Origin of the sequence: Streptomyces deccanensis, from assembly GCF_022385335.1 — a bacterium.
Taxonomy (GTDB): domain Bacteria; phylum Actinomycetota; class Actinomycetes; order Streptomycetales; family Streptomycetaceae; genus Streptomyces; species Streptomyces deccanensis.
Window position 1 is genome coordinate 6,514,939 of record NZ_CP092431.1, and the last position, 16,556, is coordinate 6,531,494.

The window sequence follows — 16,556 nt, forward strand, 5'->3', positions numbered from 1 at the left end:
TCATCCCAGCGTCGCCCGCTTGAGCGACCGGGCCCGCCGAGCGACCCTGCGCACCGTCGCGTTACGCGGAATGAACGCGAGCTGCACCGGAATCCCACCGGGCAGCCCGAGCGAGGTCAGCCGCCGCCGCTTGAAGTACCGCAGCGTGTGCGTGCTCAGATGCCGCGTCAGATACGCCTCGGTCTCCGCCCGCAGCGACGGGTAGATCTTCGACTGCATCGCGAACCCCACCGCCCGGACCAGGCTGTTGAGGTCGGACACCGCCGCGCTCGGCCGCTGCGAGGCGACCGCCGCCGCGTCACCCAGCTCCGGCAGCAGCGCGTCCACGATCGTGACGGGCACCCGGTTGCTGTTCTCGTACGGGGCGAGCCGGTCCAGCAGCGTGCCCGTGCCGACGCGGGCGACCGGGAGGCCGTACAGCGCGGAGGCGGTGAGCAGGGCCGTCGAGAAGCAGCCGACGACCAGGGCCGGACGCATCCGCTGGTAGAGCACCTCGGCGAGGACCGGCGTGTCCAGCACGGTCAGGTCGGCGCCGAGCCGCTCCGCCTCCTTCTCCAGTCCGCGCGACCAGCGGGCCGGGGCGCTGGGGTGCGGCTTGAACACGACCTTGGAGTGCCCGAGCGCGACGGCACCCTTCAGCATCCGTACGTGGAGGGCCTCCTCCTCCTCGGCGGTGAGGATGCCGAGCGCGGAGAGGTACTGGCCGAGCAGCAGCGCGGGCTCCTCGATCGCGGGCAACTCGTCGCCCGTGTCGACGAGTTCGGCCAGCACCTTCACGAAGGCGTCCGTCGGCACGATCTCCGCCTCGACGCCGAACTCGGTGAGCAGCAGCGGCTTGAGGTCCGGCACCAGGTCCAGGTGGAGGAGCCGGTCGATCCTCGTCCCCACCAGCGGGTCGATCTTGTTGCGGGTGGGACCGTAGCTCATCAGACCGTCGGCGTACACGGTCACGGGCGCGCCGGTGAAGATCTGGGCGACGCCGAGCGCCGGGTGGACCTGGATGGACTCCACGGCCAGTTCGACGTCGTCGTCGCCGAGGTTCCACAGCAGCCGCAGATGCCGCTCCCACAGCGGGACGTCGTCCATGCGGGGGGACCAACCGCCGGGGTGGAAGGGGGAGATGGTCTCGTTCCAGGAGATCACCTCGTCGAAGCGGGAGCGCAGCCGCTCGAAGCCGGGCATCTCGTCCGGGCCGGGGGCCGTCTCCGGGGTCGCCGCGTTGTTGGAGACCAGCAGGATGCGCCGGGAGGCGGGGCGGAAGCACTCGGTGTCCAGGGCGGCGGCCAGCGTGGCCGCGCCGTACAGCGTGGACGCCATGAAGATCTGCGTGGTCATGCGGCGACCCCCGAGGCGGCGGGACGGCGGCGCAGCCGGCGCAGCCGGGTGGCGCGCTGGACGTCCATGGAGTCGAGGGCGTCGTCGAGCACGTCCTGCGGCATTCTGCGCAGCGCGACCGCGCTCATCGACTTGAGTTTCCGTGCCACCGCCGGCTCGAACCTTTCGATGGATCCCAAATGGTGGGAGATAATCGCGCAATAAGTGCGCACGGCCTTGGGGAGAAGCTGGTCCGCGTCCCGGTCCTGCGCGGTCTCCGCGATGACCTGGTCGAATGCGCGAATGAAATCGAGCTGTCGTACGTCGCCGATCTGGGTCAGCGAAGAGGCCACACCGCGCCGGTAGAAGACGCCGAGCAGCCCCACCGTGGCGAACGAATCGGCCTCCCGGTGGAGCTTCCAGATCCACGGCCGGTCCTCGGCCGTGCGCAGCCCGTGGGTGAAGTGCAGCACACCCTTGTCGACCAGTCGGCGGTGGTAGATGCCCGCCCAGGCGAACGCGTAGTCGACGGAGGTCGAGCGGTCCGCGGGCAGGATCGCGTCGCGCGGGTTCATCACCACGCCGCGCCGCCCGTTGGGCACGCGGTGGATCGAGCGGGCCCGCGCGGTGCACTGGACATGGTCCGTACGCACGAAGTCGCAGCCCAACTCCTCGATGGCACCGAGCAGTTGAGGGTAGTACCCGGGGGCGAGCCAGTCGTCCCCGTCGAGGAACGTGAGGTACTCGCCGCGGGCCTTGTCGATGCCCGTGTTGCGCGCGGTCGCCAGTCCTCCGTTCTTCTCGTGTCTGACGTACACCGCCCCCGGCAGCTCGCGCTCCGCGCGCGCGAGAATGTCCGGTGTCTCGTCGCGGGAGCAGTCGTCGACGAGAATGAATTCGAAGTCCTCACGAGCGTTGGCTCCGAGGCTCTTCAGGGTGTCGGGCGCGTATTGCTGCACGTTGTAGAACGGCACGATGACGGAGAGCTTGACCACCCCCGTGACGTTAGGCGGCCCTCCGGCATTCGTCTTGACCACCTGCTTGATGTCAGGTGAACGACGCGTGGCGGAACCGTGAACCAGATGCTTTCCGGTGCCATTCGCGCCCCGATTCGCCGTTCGGCGATGTGCTGTTAACCCTTTGTTGTATTCGGGTTGGGCCGTTCAACGGAATCGCTTCCTAGCGTCTTCGATGTGCCAGCAAGTGCTACGAACGGCCTGCGAGTCGCCGTACTCGCGGATTCCGACACCCGGTGGAAATGGGGCGCGCTCACCGCGACCCGTCTCGCTCCGGAGAACGCGGACATCCGCCTGGACGGCTTCCTCCTGCGCGGCCGAGCCACCCCCACCGCCCGCCAGCTCCAGGAGGTCGGCGTCCGCCCCGACTCCCTGCGCGAGGTGACCGGCCTCGAATTCCTGCGCACCATGAAGGAGGCCACGAAGGACGGCACCGACGAGAACGCTCACGAGGACGCGTACGACGTCGTCGTGCTCTCCCTCGTCGGCGGGGGCGTCCAGGCGATGCTGCACGGCCTGCGCCGGGCCTGGGCGGGGCGCACGAAGCGGCCCGTGGTCGTCACCGGTTACGTCGGTGTCGTCTACGAGAAGCTCGCCGACGGTCTGCTGCTGCGGCACGGCGCGGACCTCGTCCTCGCCAACTCCCGCCAGGACGCGGACCGTTTCCGGGCCGTGTACGAGGGCGTGGGCGCGGACGCCTCCTCGGTCACCGAGGTCGCCCTGCCGTTCCTGGGCGGCAGCCCGTACACCGGCACCCGGGACCCCTACACGGTCGTCTTCGCCGTCCAGCCGTCCGTCCCGGACAACCGCAAGGACCGGACGTACCTGCTGAACCGCCTCGTCCAGCACGCGAGGCTGCACCCGGACCGCCAGGTGCTGCTGAAGCTGCGCTCCAAGCCGGGCGAGCACACCACGCACATCGAGGAACTCCCCTACCAGAAGCTGGCGGAGAAGCTCCCCGGCGGTCTGCCGGCCAACTTCCGCCTCTCGTACGGGAACATGGGCGAGGTCCTCGACACCACCGACCTGCTGGTCACCGTCAGCTCCACGGCCGCCCTGGAGTCGCTGCACCGCCGGATCCCCACCGTCGTCCTCACCGACCTCGGGATCCGCGAGACCCTCGGCAACCACCACTTCGTGGGCTCGGGCTGCCTCGCCTCCTGGGACCAGCTGGACGCCGGGTACGAGCCGGCGCCGGACCCGGAGTGGGTGGCCCGGCAGGGCGTCGCCGCCGGCGGCACCTCCGGGACGGCCTCCGGGCAGGGCTCGTACGCCACCGCCTTCGACGCGGCCCGCACCCGCATCGCGAAGCTGGTCGCGGCGCCCGAACTGCCGCCCCTCGCCCCGTACTACACGCCCGTCACCGCGCCCGGCTACCTCCCCGGCATCCTCGCCCGCCACCACCTCGGCCCCGACGGAACACCGCTGCCCGGGGCGCCCGCCGCCGACCGGCAGGCCGGACCCGTACGGCAGATCGTGCGCCGGGCCGCACGCGGCGCCTACCGCCACGGGGTGCAGCGCGTGGCGCCCGTCATCCGCCGGATGGGGGAGCTGTGAGCCGCCGCCCCTCCGCCTCGCAAGAGCCGCAAGGAGTTCCCGACATGTCCCACCCGGAAGCGGGCCAAGCGCCTTCCGCCCGCCGCGTCCTCGCCGTGATCCCCGCGCGCGGCGGCTCCAAGGGCGTCCCCGCGAAGAACCTCGCCCCCGTCGGCGGCGTCCCGCTGGTGGCCCGCGCGGTCCGCGAGTGCCTCGCCGCCCAGCTGGTGACGGACGTCGTCGTCTCCACCGACGACCACGCCATCGCCGCCGCCGCCCGTGAGTCCGGCGCCGAGGTGGTCCTGCGTCCCGCCGCCATCGCCGGCGACACCGCCACCTCCGAGGCCGCCGTCCTGCACGCCCTGGACGCCCACGAGTCCCGGCACGGCGCCCCGGTCGACGTCGTCCTCCTCGTCCAGTGCACCAGCCCGTTCATCCTCCGCGAGGACATCGACGGCGTGGCCCGGGCCGTCGTCGAGCACGGCGCCGACACCTCCCTCACCGTCGCCCCGTTCCACGGCTTCATCTGGCGGGACACCGCCGACGAGCCCGCGACCGCCGAGGCCGCCCACCCGGGAGCCGTGGCCGGTGAGACGCCGGAACCCACCGACACCGCCGGCGGCTACGGCGTCAACCACGACAAGTCCTTCCGCCCCCGGCGCCAGGACCGCCCGCAGGACCTGCTGGAGACCGGCGCCGCCTACGCCATGGACGCGGCCGGACTGCGCAAGCACCAGCACCGCTTCTTCGGCCGGACGGAACTCGTCCGCACCGACCCCGCCCGGGTCCTGGAGATCGACGACCCGCACGACCTCGCCCGCGCCCAGGCCCTCGCACCGCTCTTCGACGCGAACCGCCCCGGCGCCCTCCCCACCTACGACGACATCGACGCCGTAGTCCTCGACTTCGACGGCACCCAGACCGACGACCGGGTGTTGATCGACTCCGACGGACGGGAGTTCGTCTCCGTGCACCGCGGCGACGGACTCGGCATCGCGGCCCTCCGCAGGAGCGGCCTGAAGATGCTCATCCTGTCCACGGAACAGAACCCGGTCGTCGCCGCACGGGCCCGGAAGCTGCAGATCCCGGTCCTCCACGGCATCGACCGGAAAGACCTCGCACTGAAGCAGTGGTGCGAGGAGCAGGGCATCGCGCCGGAGCGCGTGCTCTACGTCGGCAACGACGTCAACGACCTCCCGTGCTTCGCCCTCGTGGGCTGGCCCGTGGCGGTCGGCAGCGCCCACGACGTCGTACGCGGCGCCGCACGCGCGGTCACCACCGTCCCCGGCGGTGAAGGCGCGATCCGGGAGATCGCCGGCTGGATCCTCGGCCCCTCCCTCGACTCTCTCGACTCCCTCACCAAGTAAGGAAATCCTCAGTCATGAGCACCAACTCCCGTCTGCGCACGTTCGGTTCGAAGACCGCCGGCCCGGGTCACCCCGTCTACGTCGTCGGTGAGATCGGCATCAACCACAACGGTGAGCTGGAGAACGCCTTCAAGCTGATCGACGCCGCCGCCGAGGCCGGCTGCGACGCGGTCAAGTTCCAGAAGCGCACCCCCGAGATCTGCACCCCCCGCGACCAGTGGGACATCGAGCGCGACACCCCCTGGGGCCGCATGACCTACATCGACTACCGCCACCGTGTGGAGTTCGGTGAGGACGAGTACCGCCAGATCGACGAGTACGCCAAGAGCAAGAACATCGACTGGTTCGCCTCCCCGTGGGACACCGAGGCCGTCGCCTTCCTGGAGAAGTTCGACGTCCCCGCCCACAAGGTGGCCTCCGCCTCCCTGACCGACGACGAGCTGCTGCGCGCCCTGCGCGCCACCGGCCGCACGGTCATCCTCTCCACCGGCATGTCGACCCCGAAGCAGATCCGCCACGCGGTCGAGGTCCTCGGCTCCGACAACATCCTGCTCTGCCACGCCACCTCGACGTACCCGGCGAAGGCCGAGGAGCTGAACCTCCGCGTCATCAACACCCTCCAGGCCGAGTACCCGAACGTCCCGATCGGCTACTCCGGCCACGAGACGGGCCTGCAGACCACCCTCGCCGCCGTCGCCCTCGGCGCCACCTTCGTCGAGCGCCACATCACCCTCGACCGCGCCATGTGGGGCTCCGACCAGGCCGCCTCCGTCGAGCCCCAGGGCCTGACCCGTCTGGTCCGCGACATCCGCACCATCGAGGCCTCCCTCGGCGACGGCGTCAAGAAGGTCTACGAGTCCGAGCTCGGCCCCATGAAGAAGCTGCGCCGTGTCACCGGCGTCGTCGCCGAGGCGGAGATCGCCGTGGCGGCGGGCGAGCCGGTCGGCGTCTGACCCTCGGCCCCGGCCACCAGTAGATCCGTACTCACGGAAGCGACGGACATACGTCGATGAGCCCCCGCACCGGAACCGCCGGCCCCCACACTCTCGCCTTCGTCGAGAGCCCGGTACAGCTCCTGAACGTGCTGGAGTGGGCGCACACCCACGCCCTCGGCACCCCCGAGGACCCCGCCGCGGGGCCCTTCGGTTCCGGTGGCGCGGGGCTCACCCTGGTGATCCTGTCGCCGAACGACCCCATGACCCGGGGCCAGCTGCGCCGCATGGCGGAGCTGGCCCGGGACGAGGGCCACGACGTGCGCTGGGAGGAGGCGCGCGGCGGCACCGCCGCCCCCTTCCGCACCGTCGGCGGCCTCGCCCCGCTGCTGCGCGCGGCGCGCCGCATCGTCCTGGGCGACCCCTTCTCCCGGTATGTCCAGCTCCTGCTGACCATCACCCGGGCATCGGACGTGGTCGTCGTCGACGACGGCACCGCGACCATGGAGTTCGTCTCCCAGCTGGCCCGGGGCGAACGCCTCGTGCGCTGGCACCGCAAGGGCGGCCGCCCCGGCCCCCGCGACCTGATCTTCGCCCCGGTCTCCTCCAAGGCCCGTAAGCGCCTCACGCCGACCCCCGGCCGGCGCGTCGAGGTCTTCTCCTCCATGCCGATCGACGAGACCCCCGAGGGCGTCACCGTCACCGCCAACGACTTCTCCTGGACCCGCTCCCGCTTCGGCCCGCCCCGCATCACCAAGGGCGCCGACCTCGTGGGCACCTCCCTCGTGGAGACCGGCGTGGTCGACGGCGACCGCTACCTCGAAGCCGTCCGCTCCCTCGCGAAGGCCCACGGCGCCACCCGGTACTTCGCCCACCGCCGCGAGAGCGCCGAGAAACTCCACACCCTCGGCGCCGAGACGGGCCTGGAGATCGTCCGGCCCGACCTCCCGCTGGAACTCATCGCCCGCCGCGGCCCCATCGGCCGGACGATCCTGAGCTTCCCCTCGACGGTCGTCCACACCCTGCCCCTGGCCCTGGCCGGCACGGACGTGCGCGTCGCCGTCTGCGACATCGACCCCAGCTGGCTCACCGAGAACGCCTCCCCCCGCGCCCAGGGCTTCCTGTCCGGCGTGACGGGCACGGCCCGCGACGTCCACCGCCTGTCGTCGGTGGCGTCGGCCTGAGGGAACCGGCGCGACCCGTCCCGCTCGCCCGTGATCCCCGTCACCTTCGGCACGCGGGAACCACCCGGTCGATCCGCCCGCCGCCCGCGCCCCCGCGCGGGCCCACAACCGCAGGCCACCGCACCCGTCCCGCCTTGTAGCAGCAGTGTTCCGGCCGTTTCGTCGAACACATGACGTAGCCGACCGGTCGCGCGGTGGTGACGCTTCCGCCACCGTGGGACGGCGGATACGTGGTAAGGGTGGAGTGTGGGAATCGTTCGGGCACCCCCGAACGTTTAGACGATGGGATTCGCGGGCAAACCCGGCGCTCCCGTCTCCGAGGGCCACCCGCACCGAAAGACGGACGGGTATACCCATCCCTGCCAATACGTATGCGTTGTGCGGCCGGAAAACTTCCCCTTACGGGCTGATTTTTTGTTGATCGAGGGTTAGAAGGTCGCCCGATCGCCCTACCCTTCAGAGGGTGAACCAACTGATGTCCCGAGAGTCCGAGGCCGATCTGCCAGGGGAAGCCGAAGCGTCGCTCCCCGGCACGTTGCCGGAAGCCCTGCGTGCCGAACTCGTCGCGTTCCGCCGCGACTTGCACATGCACCCGGAGCTCGGCAACCAGGAGTTCCGCACCACCGCCGCCATCAAGGCCCGCCTGGAGAAGGCAGGGCTCAGGCCGCGCGTGCTGGACAGCGGAACCGGACTCATCTGTGACATCGGCGACTGGAGCGGCGCCGACCACTCCGCGCTCGCGCTGCGCGCCGACATCGACGCCCTCCCCATCCCGGACACCAAGGTGGACTGCGACTACCGCTCCACCGTCCCGGACCGCGCCCACGCCTGCGGCCACGACGTGCACACCACCGTCGTCCTCGGCGCCGGCCTCGTCCTCGCCGACCTGCACCGCAAGGGCGAGCTGCCCCGCCCCGTCCGGCTGATCTTCCAGCCCGCCGAGGAGGTGCTGCCCGGCGGCGCCGCGGACGTGATCAGGACCGGCTCGCTCGAAGGCGTCGGCCGGATCATCGCCGTCCACTGCGACCCCCGCGTCGACGCTGGCCGCATCGGGCTGCGCCACGGCCCCATCACCTCGGCCTGCGACCGGCTGGAGCTCTCCCTGGACGGTCCGGGCGGCCACACCGCGCGCCCGCACCTCACCACCGACCTCGTCACCGCCGCCGCCCGGGTCGTCACCGACGTTCCCGCGCTGGTCGCCCGCCGCTTCGACGCCCGCGCCGGGCTCGTCGTGACCTGGGGCCGCATCGAGTCGGGCCACGCGCCGAACGTCATCCCGCAGCACGCCGAGCTCTCCGGCACCGTCCGCTGCCTGGACATCAACGCCTGGCGGCAGGCCCCCGACCTGATCCACGAGGCGGTCCAGGAGGTCGCGGTCATGCACCGCGCCAAGCCCGAGATCAACTACATCCGGGGCGTCCCGCCGGTCGTCAACGACCCCGTCGTCACCGAGCTGCTGCACGACTCGATGGTGGCCCGGCGCGGCGTGAAGTCCGTCGAGGACACCGAGCAGAGCCTCGGCGGCGAGGACTTCTCCTGGTACCTGGAGCACGTCCCCGGCGCCATGGCCCGCCTGGGTGTCCGCCGCCCGGGCGACCTCACGGTCCGCGACCTCCACCAGGGCGACTTCGACGCCGACGAGCATGCCATCACCGTCGGCGTGGAGCTCTTCACCGCCGCCGCCCTCCTCGACGCGCGGATGCGCGTCCTCGACGCGGCCGCCCGGTAACCCCTCCCGCCCCCTCGGCTTGCGCCCCGCCCACCCTCGCGGCAGCCTGGTGCGCGTGTCCGGACGACCCCCGTACGGACCGCGCACCTTCACGCTGAAGTCACCCCATGTGCACGGATCGCGAGGGCCGGCGAAGGTGCCGTGCCCGACTCGTCCCTTTCGATCCCCTGGTTCACGAGGGCGTAACGGCCACCGGCACGAATGGATAACGGCCAGTCGAAACCCCGTTCCCAGGAGTGTCTACGCGCGTTAATGTGCGCCGAACTGAGCACCCGGCTGCGGGGCTTTGGAGAAGATGGGGAACTTCAAAATGCGTCGGATTTCCAAACTGACCCGCGTCGCGGTGGGGGTCGCGTCGCTGGCGCTGGCCGCCACGGCCTGTGGTGGCACGAGCAGCGAGAGCGGCAACGGCGACAGCGAGACCACCAAGGGCGAAAAGGGCCTCGCGATCGCGTACGACATCGGCGGCAAGGGCGACCAGTCCTTCAACGACGCCGCGTACGCGGGCCTGGAGAAGGCTCAGAAGGAGTTCGGTTACCAGACCGAGGACATCGAGCCGACCGAGGGCGAGACGGACGCCGACAAGCAGCAGCGTCTGGAGTCCCTGGCCAAGCAGGGCTACAACCCGGTCATCGGTGTCGGCTTCGCCTACGGCCCCGCGATGGAGGCCGCGTCCAAGCAGTTCCCGGACACCACCTTCGGCATCGTGGACTCGGTCGTCGAGGGCGACAACGTCGCGTCCCTCGTCTTCGCCGAGCAGGAGGCCTCCTACCTCGCCGGTGTCGCGGCCGCCAAGGCCACCAAGACGAACACCGTGGGCTTCGTGGGCGGCGTCGACATCCCGCTCATCCACAAGTTCGAGGCCGGCTACAAGCAGGGCGTCGAGGACACCAGCGGCGGCAAGGTCAAGGTCGTCTCGCAGTACCTGACCCAGACGGCCGAGGAGGGCGGCTTCTCCAGCCCCGACAAGGGCAAGGCCGCCGCCGAGGGCCAGATCGAGAAGAACGCCGACGTCCTGTACCAGGCCGCCGGCCTCTCCGGCCAGGGTGTCATCGAGGCCGCCGCCAAGGCCAAGGTCTGGGCGATCGGCGTCGACTCCGACCAGTACAACCAGGAGGCCCTGGCCCCCTACAAGGAGTACATCCTCACCTCCGCCCTCAAGGACGTCGGCGGCGCGGTCTACGCCCTCGCCAAGTCCGTCGAGGACGACAAGCCCCTCAAGGGCGTCCAGACCTTCGACCTGAAGGTCGACGGCGTGGGCCTCGCCGACTCCAACCCGAAGATGGGCGAGATCGCCGGCCTCACGGACGCGGTCGCCAAGGCCAAGAAGGAAATCATCGACGGCACGATCAAGGTGAAGACCGAGTAACGGTCACACCTCTGCAAGTGCTGACGGGCGGGGCGGGTGTACACGTACACCCGCCCCGCTCACTTGTGCCGCCCGGGTACCTCAGGGGCGCGAGGAACTGCGCGACCAGCCACAACACACCCGCAGCCGCGACCCGGCCGAATCCACCCCCCACCACGCGCCCCCCAACCCCCGGCCACCCTTGCAACACGGCCCCATAACAACCCGGCCCACCAGGCTTCACCCGAAGGGTCTACGCGCGTTACTCTGCGGCGAAAGCCATATAAGGCGCCGATGCTGTGAAGCACTACTGGTCAGTACTCTGATCCGTACCCTCCGGCGCTGTACGACAGGAGCACCACACATGCGCCGGGTTTCCCGTCTCGCGGTCGCGGGCGCAGCGACCGCCTCCCTCGCCCTCGCCCTCACCGCCTGCGGCGGCACCTCGACGGACGCCTCGTCGTCCGCCGACTCCAAGGGCGACCTGGGCCTCGCCATCGCGTACGACGTCGGCGGCAAGGGCGACCAGTCCTTCAACGACGCGGCCTACGCGGGCCTGGAGCGGGCGAAGGAGGAGTTCGGGTACAAGACGCAGGACATCGAGCCCACCGAGGGCGAGACGGACGCCGACAAGGAGCAGCGCCTGGTCTCCCTGGCCAAGCAGGGCTACAACCCGGTCGTCGGCGTCGGCTACGCCTACGCGACGGCCGTGAAGGCCGCCGCCGAGCAGTACCCGGACACCACCTTCGGCATCGTCGACGACTCCACGGTCCAGCTGGACAACGTCGCGGACCTGGTCTTCTCCGAGGAGCAGGCCTCGTACCTCGCCGGTGTCGCGGCGGCCAAGTCCACGAAGACGAACACCGTCGGCTTCGTCGGCGGCGTGGACATCCCGCTGATCCACAAGTTCCAGGCGGGCTTCGAGCAGGGCGTCAAGGACACCAACCCCAAGGCCAAGGTGCTCACCCAGTACCTCACCCAGACGGCCGAGGAGGGCGGCTTCTCCAGCCCCGACAAGGGCAAGACCGCCGCCGAGGGCCAGATCGAGAAGAAGGCCGACGTCGTGTACGCGGCGGCCGGTCTCTCCGGTCAGGGCGTGATCGAGGCCGCCGCCGCGAACAAGATCTGGGCGATCGGCGTCGACTCCGACCAGTACGCGCAGGAAGCCCTCGCGAAGTACAAGGACTCCATCCTGACCTCGGCGACGAAGGACGTCGCCAAGGCGGTGTACAACCTGGCGAAGTCGGTCGAGGACGGTAAGCCCGCGACCGGTATCGTCAGGGGCGATCTGAAGACCGGCGAGGTCGGCCTCGCCGACTCCAACCCGAAGTTCAAGAGCGACACCGAGCTCCAGGAGGCCATCGCCACGGCCAAGGAGAAGATCATCGGCGGCGAGATCAAGGTCAGGACCAGCTGATCCAGGTCGACACCGACCGACCCAGCCGTACCACGAGCAGCCGGGCGATCGAGGGGGAGTCTCGGACACCACCGAGGCCCTCCCGAAGTCGCCGGTAACCGCGGGGTTACGTCCGCTCAACGGGGCACGGGGAGTATCGCTCCCTGTACCCCGTTGTCCCGGTGCGTCGCCGCCCAATTTCGATGCCGTAGGGGCGCTACGCGCGTAGACGACCCCCCTTTCCCAGGAGAGTGCGCCATCAACGCGTCCAGCAGCCCTCCGGCCGACGCGGCGGTCAACGACTCGGTGACCGCCGTCGAACTCGCCGGGATCACCAAGCGATTCCCCGGCGTCGTGGCCAACCACGACATCCACCTGACCGTCCGCAAGGGCACCGTCCACGCCCTCGTCGGCGAGAACGGCGCCGGCAAGTCGACCCTGATGAAGATCCTCTACGGCATGCAGAAGCCGGACGAGGGCACCATCGCGGTCGACGGCGAGCAGGTCTCGTTCTCCTCCCCGGCCGACGCCATCGTGCGCGGCATCGGCATGGTGCACCAGCACTTCATGCTCGCCGACAACCTCACGGTCCTGGAGAACGTGGTCCTCGGCAGCGAGAAGCTCCACGGCATCGGCGCCAAGGCCCGCCGCAAGATCAAGGAGATCTCCGACCGGTACGGCTTCGGGGTCCGCCCCGACGTCCTGGTCGAGGAGCTCGGCGTCGCCGAGCGCCAGCGCGTGGAGATCCTCAAGGTCCTCTACCGGGGCGCCCGCACCCTGATCCTGGACGAGCCCACCGCCGTCCTGGTGCCCCAGGAGGTCGACTCCCTCTTCGCCAACCTGCGCGAACTCAAGGCGCAGGGCCTCGCCGTCATCTTCATCTCGCACAAGCTGGGCGAGGTGCTGTCCGTCGCCGACGAGATCACCGTCATCCGGCGCGGCACCACCGTCGGCACGGCCGTCCCCGCCGAGACCACCCCGCGCCAGCTCGCCGAGCTGATGGTCGGCAGCGAACTGCCCACCCCCGAGACGGCCGAGTCCACGGTCACCGACCGCCCCGTCCTCACCGTCAAGGACCTCCGCCTGGAGGCCGTCGGCGGCAAGGCCCTGCTCGACGACATCAGCTTCACCATCCACGCGGGCGAGGTCCTGGGCCTCGCCGGTGTCGAGGGCAACGGCCAGACCGAGCTGGTCGACGCGCTGATCGGCCTGAAGTCCGCCGACTCCGGCACGATCGCGCTGGCCGAGGAGGACATCACCACCTGGGCCACCCGCAAGCGCCGCGAACAGGGCGTCGGCTACATCCCCGAGGACCGCCACCGGCACGGTCTGCTCCTGGAGGCCCCCCTCTGGGAGAACCGTATCCTCGGCCATGTGACCGAGCGGCCCAACGCCAAGGGCGTCTGGCTCGACCCGAAGGCCGCCCAGGAGGACACCCGCCGGATCGTCGCCGAGTACGACGTCCGCACCCCCGGCATCGACGTCACCGCCGCCTCCCTCTCCGGCGGCAACCAGCAGAAGCTGATCGTCGGCCGCGAGATGAGCCACAAGCCGCGCTTCCTGATCGCCGCCCACCCCACCCGTGGTGTCGACGTCGGCGCGCAGGCCCAGATCTGGGACCAGATCCGTGAGGCCCGACGCGAGGGCCTGGCCGTGCTGCTGATCTCCGCCGACCTGGACGAGCTGATCGGCCTGTCCGACACCCTCCGGGTGATCTACAACGGCAAGCTGGTCGCCGACGCCGACCCGGCCACCATCACCCCCGAGGAACTGGGCTCGGCCATGACCGGCGCCGCCACCGGCCACCTCGAACACGAAGAGACCCCCGAGACGCGGGCAGAGACCCCCGAGACTCCCGACCTGCGCAAGGCCCCCGAGGCCGGCGAGTCTCCGGAAGACGAGGCCAACTGATGAAGAAGTTCGACAAGGAGCGGGTGCTCCTCGCCGTCGCCGGCCCGGTCCTCGCGCTCGCCGTGGCCTTCGCGCTGACCGCGATCGTGCTGCTGGCCTCCGGCAAGAACCCGGTCGAGCCGTTCTCGATCATGTTCGAGCAGGCCTCGTTCTCCGACATCCAGGTCCGGATCATCAACCAGGCCTCGCTGTACTACATCGCGGCCCTCGCGGTGGCCATCGGCTTCCGGATGAACCTCTTCAACATCGGGGTCGACGGCCAGTACCTCCTCGGTGCCATGATCACCGCGATCGTCGGCGCCCACGTCGACCTGCCGGCCGCGATCCAGATCCCGCTGCTGATGCTCACCGCGATCCTCACCGGCGCCTTCTGGGCCGGCATCGTCGGTGTCCTCAAGGTCACCCGGGGCGTCAGCGAGGTCGTCGCCTCGATCATGCTGAACGCGATCGCGACCTCCGTCATCGGCTACCTCTGGCTGCCGAACGTCTTCGGCGTCAAGGTCGGCAACAACAACACCACCGGCGAGATGGCCGAGTCGGGCTGGGTGCCCGGCATCGACATGGGCAAGGCCGGCGAGATCTACGGCCTGGTCCTGCTCGCCGTCCTCCTCGGCGTCGGCTACTGGATCGTGATCAACCGCACCCGCTTCGGCTTCGACCTGCGCGCCTCCGGCGCCTCGGAGTCGGCCGCCGCCGCCAGCGGTGTCGACCCCAAGCGCATGGTCCTCACCGCCATGCTGATCTCCGGCGGTGTCGCGGGCCTCGCGGGCCTGCCGATCCTGCTCGGCGACACCCACACCTACAGCCTCAACTTCCCCACCGGTATCGGCTTCCTCGGTATCGGCATCGCCCTCCTCGGCCGCAACAGCCCCGTCGGCATCGCCTTCGCCGCCCTGCTCTGGGCCTGGCTCGACAAGGCCTCCCCGGAGCTGGACTTCCACGGCTACGACAAGGAGATCGCGGTCATCATGCAGGGCCTGATCGTGCTCTCGGTCGTCGTCTCCTACGAGACCGTCCGCGAGTGGGGCCTGCGCCGCCAGCAGCGCCGCGTCGGCGCCGAGCTCGCCGCCGGGAACGTCCTCGGCGCCGACAACAACACCACGAAGGAGGTGGCTGGCCGATGACCACGAGCACCACCGCGACCGACCTCAACCAGCCCTCGCTGGAGCCGACCGCCCCCACCGGGCGCAAGATGTCGCTGCCCGTGCTGCTGCTGGTCATCGCCGGCGTCCTGGCACTCACCTCGATCGTCCGCATCATCACCGGCGCCGACGGCATCACCAACGTCAGCCAGATGTCCACCGCGCTGGAACTGGCCGTCCCCATCGGCCTGGCCGGCCTCGGCGGTCTGTGGGCCGAGCGCGCGGGCGTCGTCAACATCGGCCTCGAAGGCATGATGATCCTCGGCACCTGGTTCGGTGCCTGGGCGGGCTTCCAGTACGGCCCCTGGACCGGCGTCCTGGTCGGCATCGCCGGCGGCGCGATCGGCGGCCTGCTGCACGCCTTCGTCACCGTCACCTTCAACGTCAACCACATCGTCTCCGGTGTGGCGATCAACATCCTCGCCCTCGGCGCCACCCGCTACCTGGCGCCCCTCGCCTTCGAGGGCCACCAGGGCGGTTCGGCCAAGCAGTCCCCGCCGGTCGAGTCCATCGGTGACTTCACCATCCCGGGACTGTCGGACGCGCTGACCGAACTCAACTCCAAGGGCTGGTTCTTCGTCTCCGACCTCGCCGGCCTGCTCGGCGGTCTGGTCACCAACGTCTCGTGGCTGACCCTCGTCGCCGTCGCCCTGGTCCCCGCCACCTGGTGGGTCCTGTGGCGCTCCGCCTTCGGTCTCCGGCTGCGCTCCTGCGGTGAGAACCCGGTCGCCGCCGAGTCCCTCGGCGTCAACGTCTACAAGTACAAGTACCTCGCCGTGATCATCTCCGGCGGGCTGGCCGGCCTCGGCGGAGCCTTCCTCTCCATCGTCGCCAACCCCTTCTACCTGGAGGGCCAGACCAGTGGCCGCGGCTTCATCGGTCTCGCCGCGATGATCTTCGGCAACTGGATGCCGGGCGGCCTCGCCCTCGGCGCCGGCCTCTTCGGCTACACCGACAGCCTCAACCTGCGCGGCGGCTCCGAGAACGTCCACGCCCTGCTCCTGCTCGGTGCCCTCCTGCTGGTCATCGGCGCGATCTGGCAGGCCGTGCGCAAGAAGTACGTCGCCGCCGCGATCACCTTCGTCGTCGGCGCCCTCGTCTTCACCTGGTACTCGACCACCAACGAGGTCCCGAACCAGGTCGTCGCCGCCACCCCGTACGTCATCACCCTGATCGTCCTCGCGCTCTCCGCCCAACGCCTTCGGATGCCGAAGGCGGACGGACTGCCGTACCGCAAGGGACAGGGCAAGTGACCGCCGGCGCACCGGCCGAGGCCGACTGGGACGAGCTGCGCGCGGTCGCGCGGGACGCCATGTCCCACGCGTACGCCCCGTACTCGGGCTACCCGGTGGGCGTGGCCGCCCGGGTCGACGACGGCCGCACCGTCTCCGGCTGCAACGTCGAGAACGCCTCGTACGGCCTCGGCCTGTGCGCCGAGTGCGGACTGGTCTCGGAGCTGCAGCGCACGGGCGGCGGCAGGCTGACGCACTTCACCTGCGTCGACGGCGAGGGCGAGATCCTCGTGCCCTGCGGCCGCTGCCGCCAACTGCTCTACGAGTTCGGTGGCCCCGGCCTCCTGCTGGAGACCCCGGCGGGGATCGTCCCCCTCTCGGAGATGCTGCCCCAGGCCTTCGGCCCGGGCCATCTCACCAAGTAACTCCCGTGCGGCCCCTCCTGACGA

Annotated in this window: 13 protein-coding genes; 11 read left to right on the forward strand and 2 right to left on the reverse strand. The window is 70.4% G+C overall.

Annotated elements, in window-relative coordinates:
* Positions 1-1,335 carry an alpha-2,8-polysialyltransferase family protein gene (locus L3078_RS29080; RefSeq protein WP_239756871.1) on the reverse strand — a complete coding sequence of 445 codons (1,335 nt, stop codon included), beginning with the start codon at positions 1,333-1,335 and terminating at the stop codon, positions 1-3.
* Positions 1,332-2,309, reverse strand: a complete 978-nt coding sequence (locus L3078_RS29085; protein WP_239756872.1) for a glycosyltransferase family 2 protein — start codon at positions 2,307-2,309, stop codon at positions 1,332-1,334. Before L3078_RS29085 ends, L3078_RS29080 begins: the two co-directional genes overlap by 4 nt.
* 198 nt (positions 2,310-2,507) lie before the next feature.
* On the opposite strand from L3078_RS29085, the gene L3078_RS29090 reads away from it, so the two are divergent.
* The 11 genes from L3078_RS29090 to L3078_RS29140 all read left to right on the forward strand — a co-directional run bounded on the left by L3078_RS29090 (position 2,508) and on the right by L3078_RS29140 (position 16,532).
* On the forward strand, positions 2,508-3,887 hold the full coding sequence (locus L3078_RS29090) for a DUF6716 putative glycosyltransferase (RefSeq protein ID WP_239756873.1): 1,380 nt from the start codon (positions 2,508-2,510) through the stop codon (positions 3,885-3,887).
* 44 nt (positions 3,888-3,931) lie between these two features.
* Positions 3,932-5,233 (forward strand): N-acylneuraminate cytidylyltransferase, encoded by a 1,302-nt coding sequence (locus tag L3078_RS29095; protein WP_239756874.1) that lies wholly within the window; start codon positions 3,932-3,934, stop codon positions 5,231-5,233.
* A gap of 14 nt (positions 5,234-5,247) precedes the next feature.
* Positions 5,248-6,186, forward strand: coding sequence for an N-acetylneuraminate synthase family protein (locus L3078_RS29100; protein ID WP_239756875.1), 939 nt, complete (start codon positions 5,248-5,250; stop codon positions 6,184-6,186).
* 56 nt (positions 6,187-6,242) lie between these two features.
* Entirely contained in the window at positions 6,243-7,349 is a 1,107-nt protein-coding gene (locus L3078_RS29105; RefSeq protein ID WP_239756876.1) for a hypothetical protein, read from the forward strand.
* 475 nt (positions 7,350-7,824) lie between these two features.
* On the forward strand, positions 7,825-9,078 hold the full coding sequence (locus L3078_RS29110; protein WP_239760505.1) for an amidohydrolase: 1,254 nt from the start codon (positions 7,825-7,827) through the stop codon (positions 9,076-9,078).
* A 310-nt stretch (positions 9,079-9,388) separates the two neighbouring features.
* Positions 9,389-10,447, forward strand: a complete 1,059-nt coding sequence (locus L3078_RS29115) for a BMP family lipoprotein (RefSeq protein ID WP_239756877.1) — start codon at positions 9,389-9,391, stop codon at positions 10,445-10,447.
* A 343-nt stretch (positions 10,448-10,790) separates the two neighbouring features.
* Entirely contained in the window at positions 10,791-11,843 is a 1,053-nt protein-coding gene (locus L3078_RS29120) for a BMP family lipoprotein (RefSeq protein WP_239756878.1), read from the forward strand.
* Between the two features lie 285 nt (positions 11,844-12,128).
* On the forward strand, positions 12,129-13,733 hold the full coding sequence (locus tag L3078_RS29125; protein WP_239756879.1) for an ABC transporter ATP-binding protein: 1,605 nt from the start codon (positions 12,129-12,131) through the stop codon (positions 13,731-13,733).
* A complete protein-coding gene (locus L3078_RS29130) occupies positions 13,733-14,857 on the forward strand; it encodes an ABC transporter permease (protein WP_239756880.1) in 1,125 nt (374 codons plus the stop codon). The genes L3078_RS29125 and L3078_RS29130 overlap by 1 nt, the downstream gene beginning before the upstream one ends.
* Positions 14,854-16,128, forward strand: a complete 1,275-nt coding sequence (locus L3078_RS29135) for an ABC transporter permease (RefSeq protein WP_239756881.1) — start codon at positions 14,854-14,856, stop codon at positions 16,126-16,128. Before L3078_RS29130 ends, L3078_RS29135 begins: the two co-directional genes overlap by 4 nt.
* Entirely contained in the window at positions 16,125-16,532 is a 408-nt protein-coding gene (locus L3078_RS29140) for a cytidine deaminase (protein WP_275593176.1), read from the forward strand. The genes L3078_RS29135 and L3078_RS29140 overlap by 4 nt, the downstream gene beginning before the upstream one ends.
* Positions 16,533-16,556: the final 24 nt, after the last annotated feature.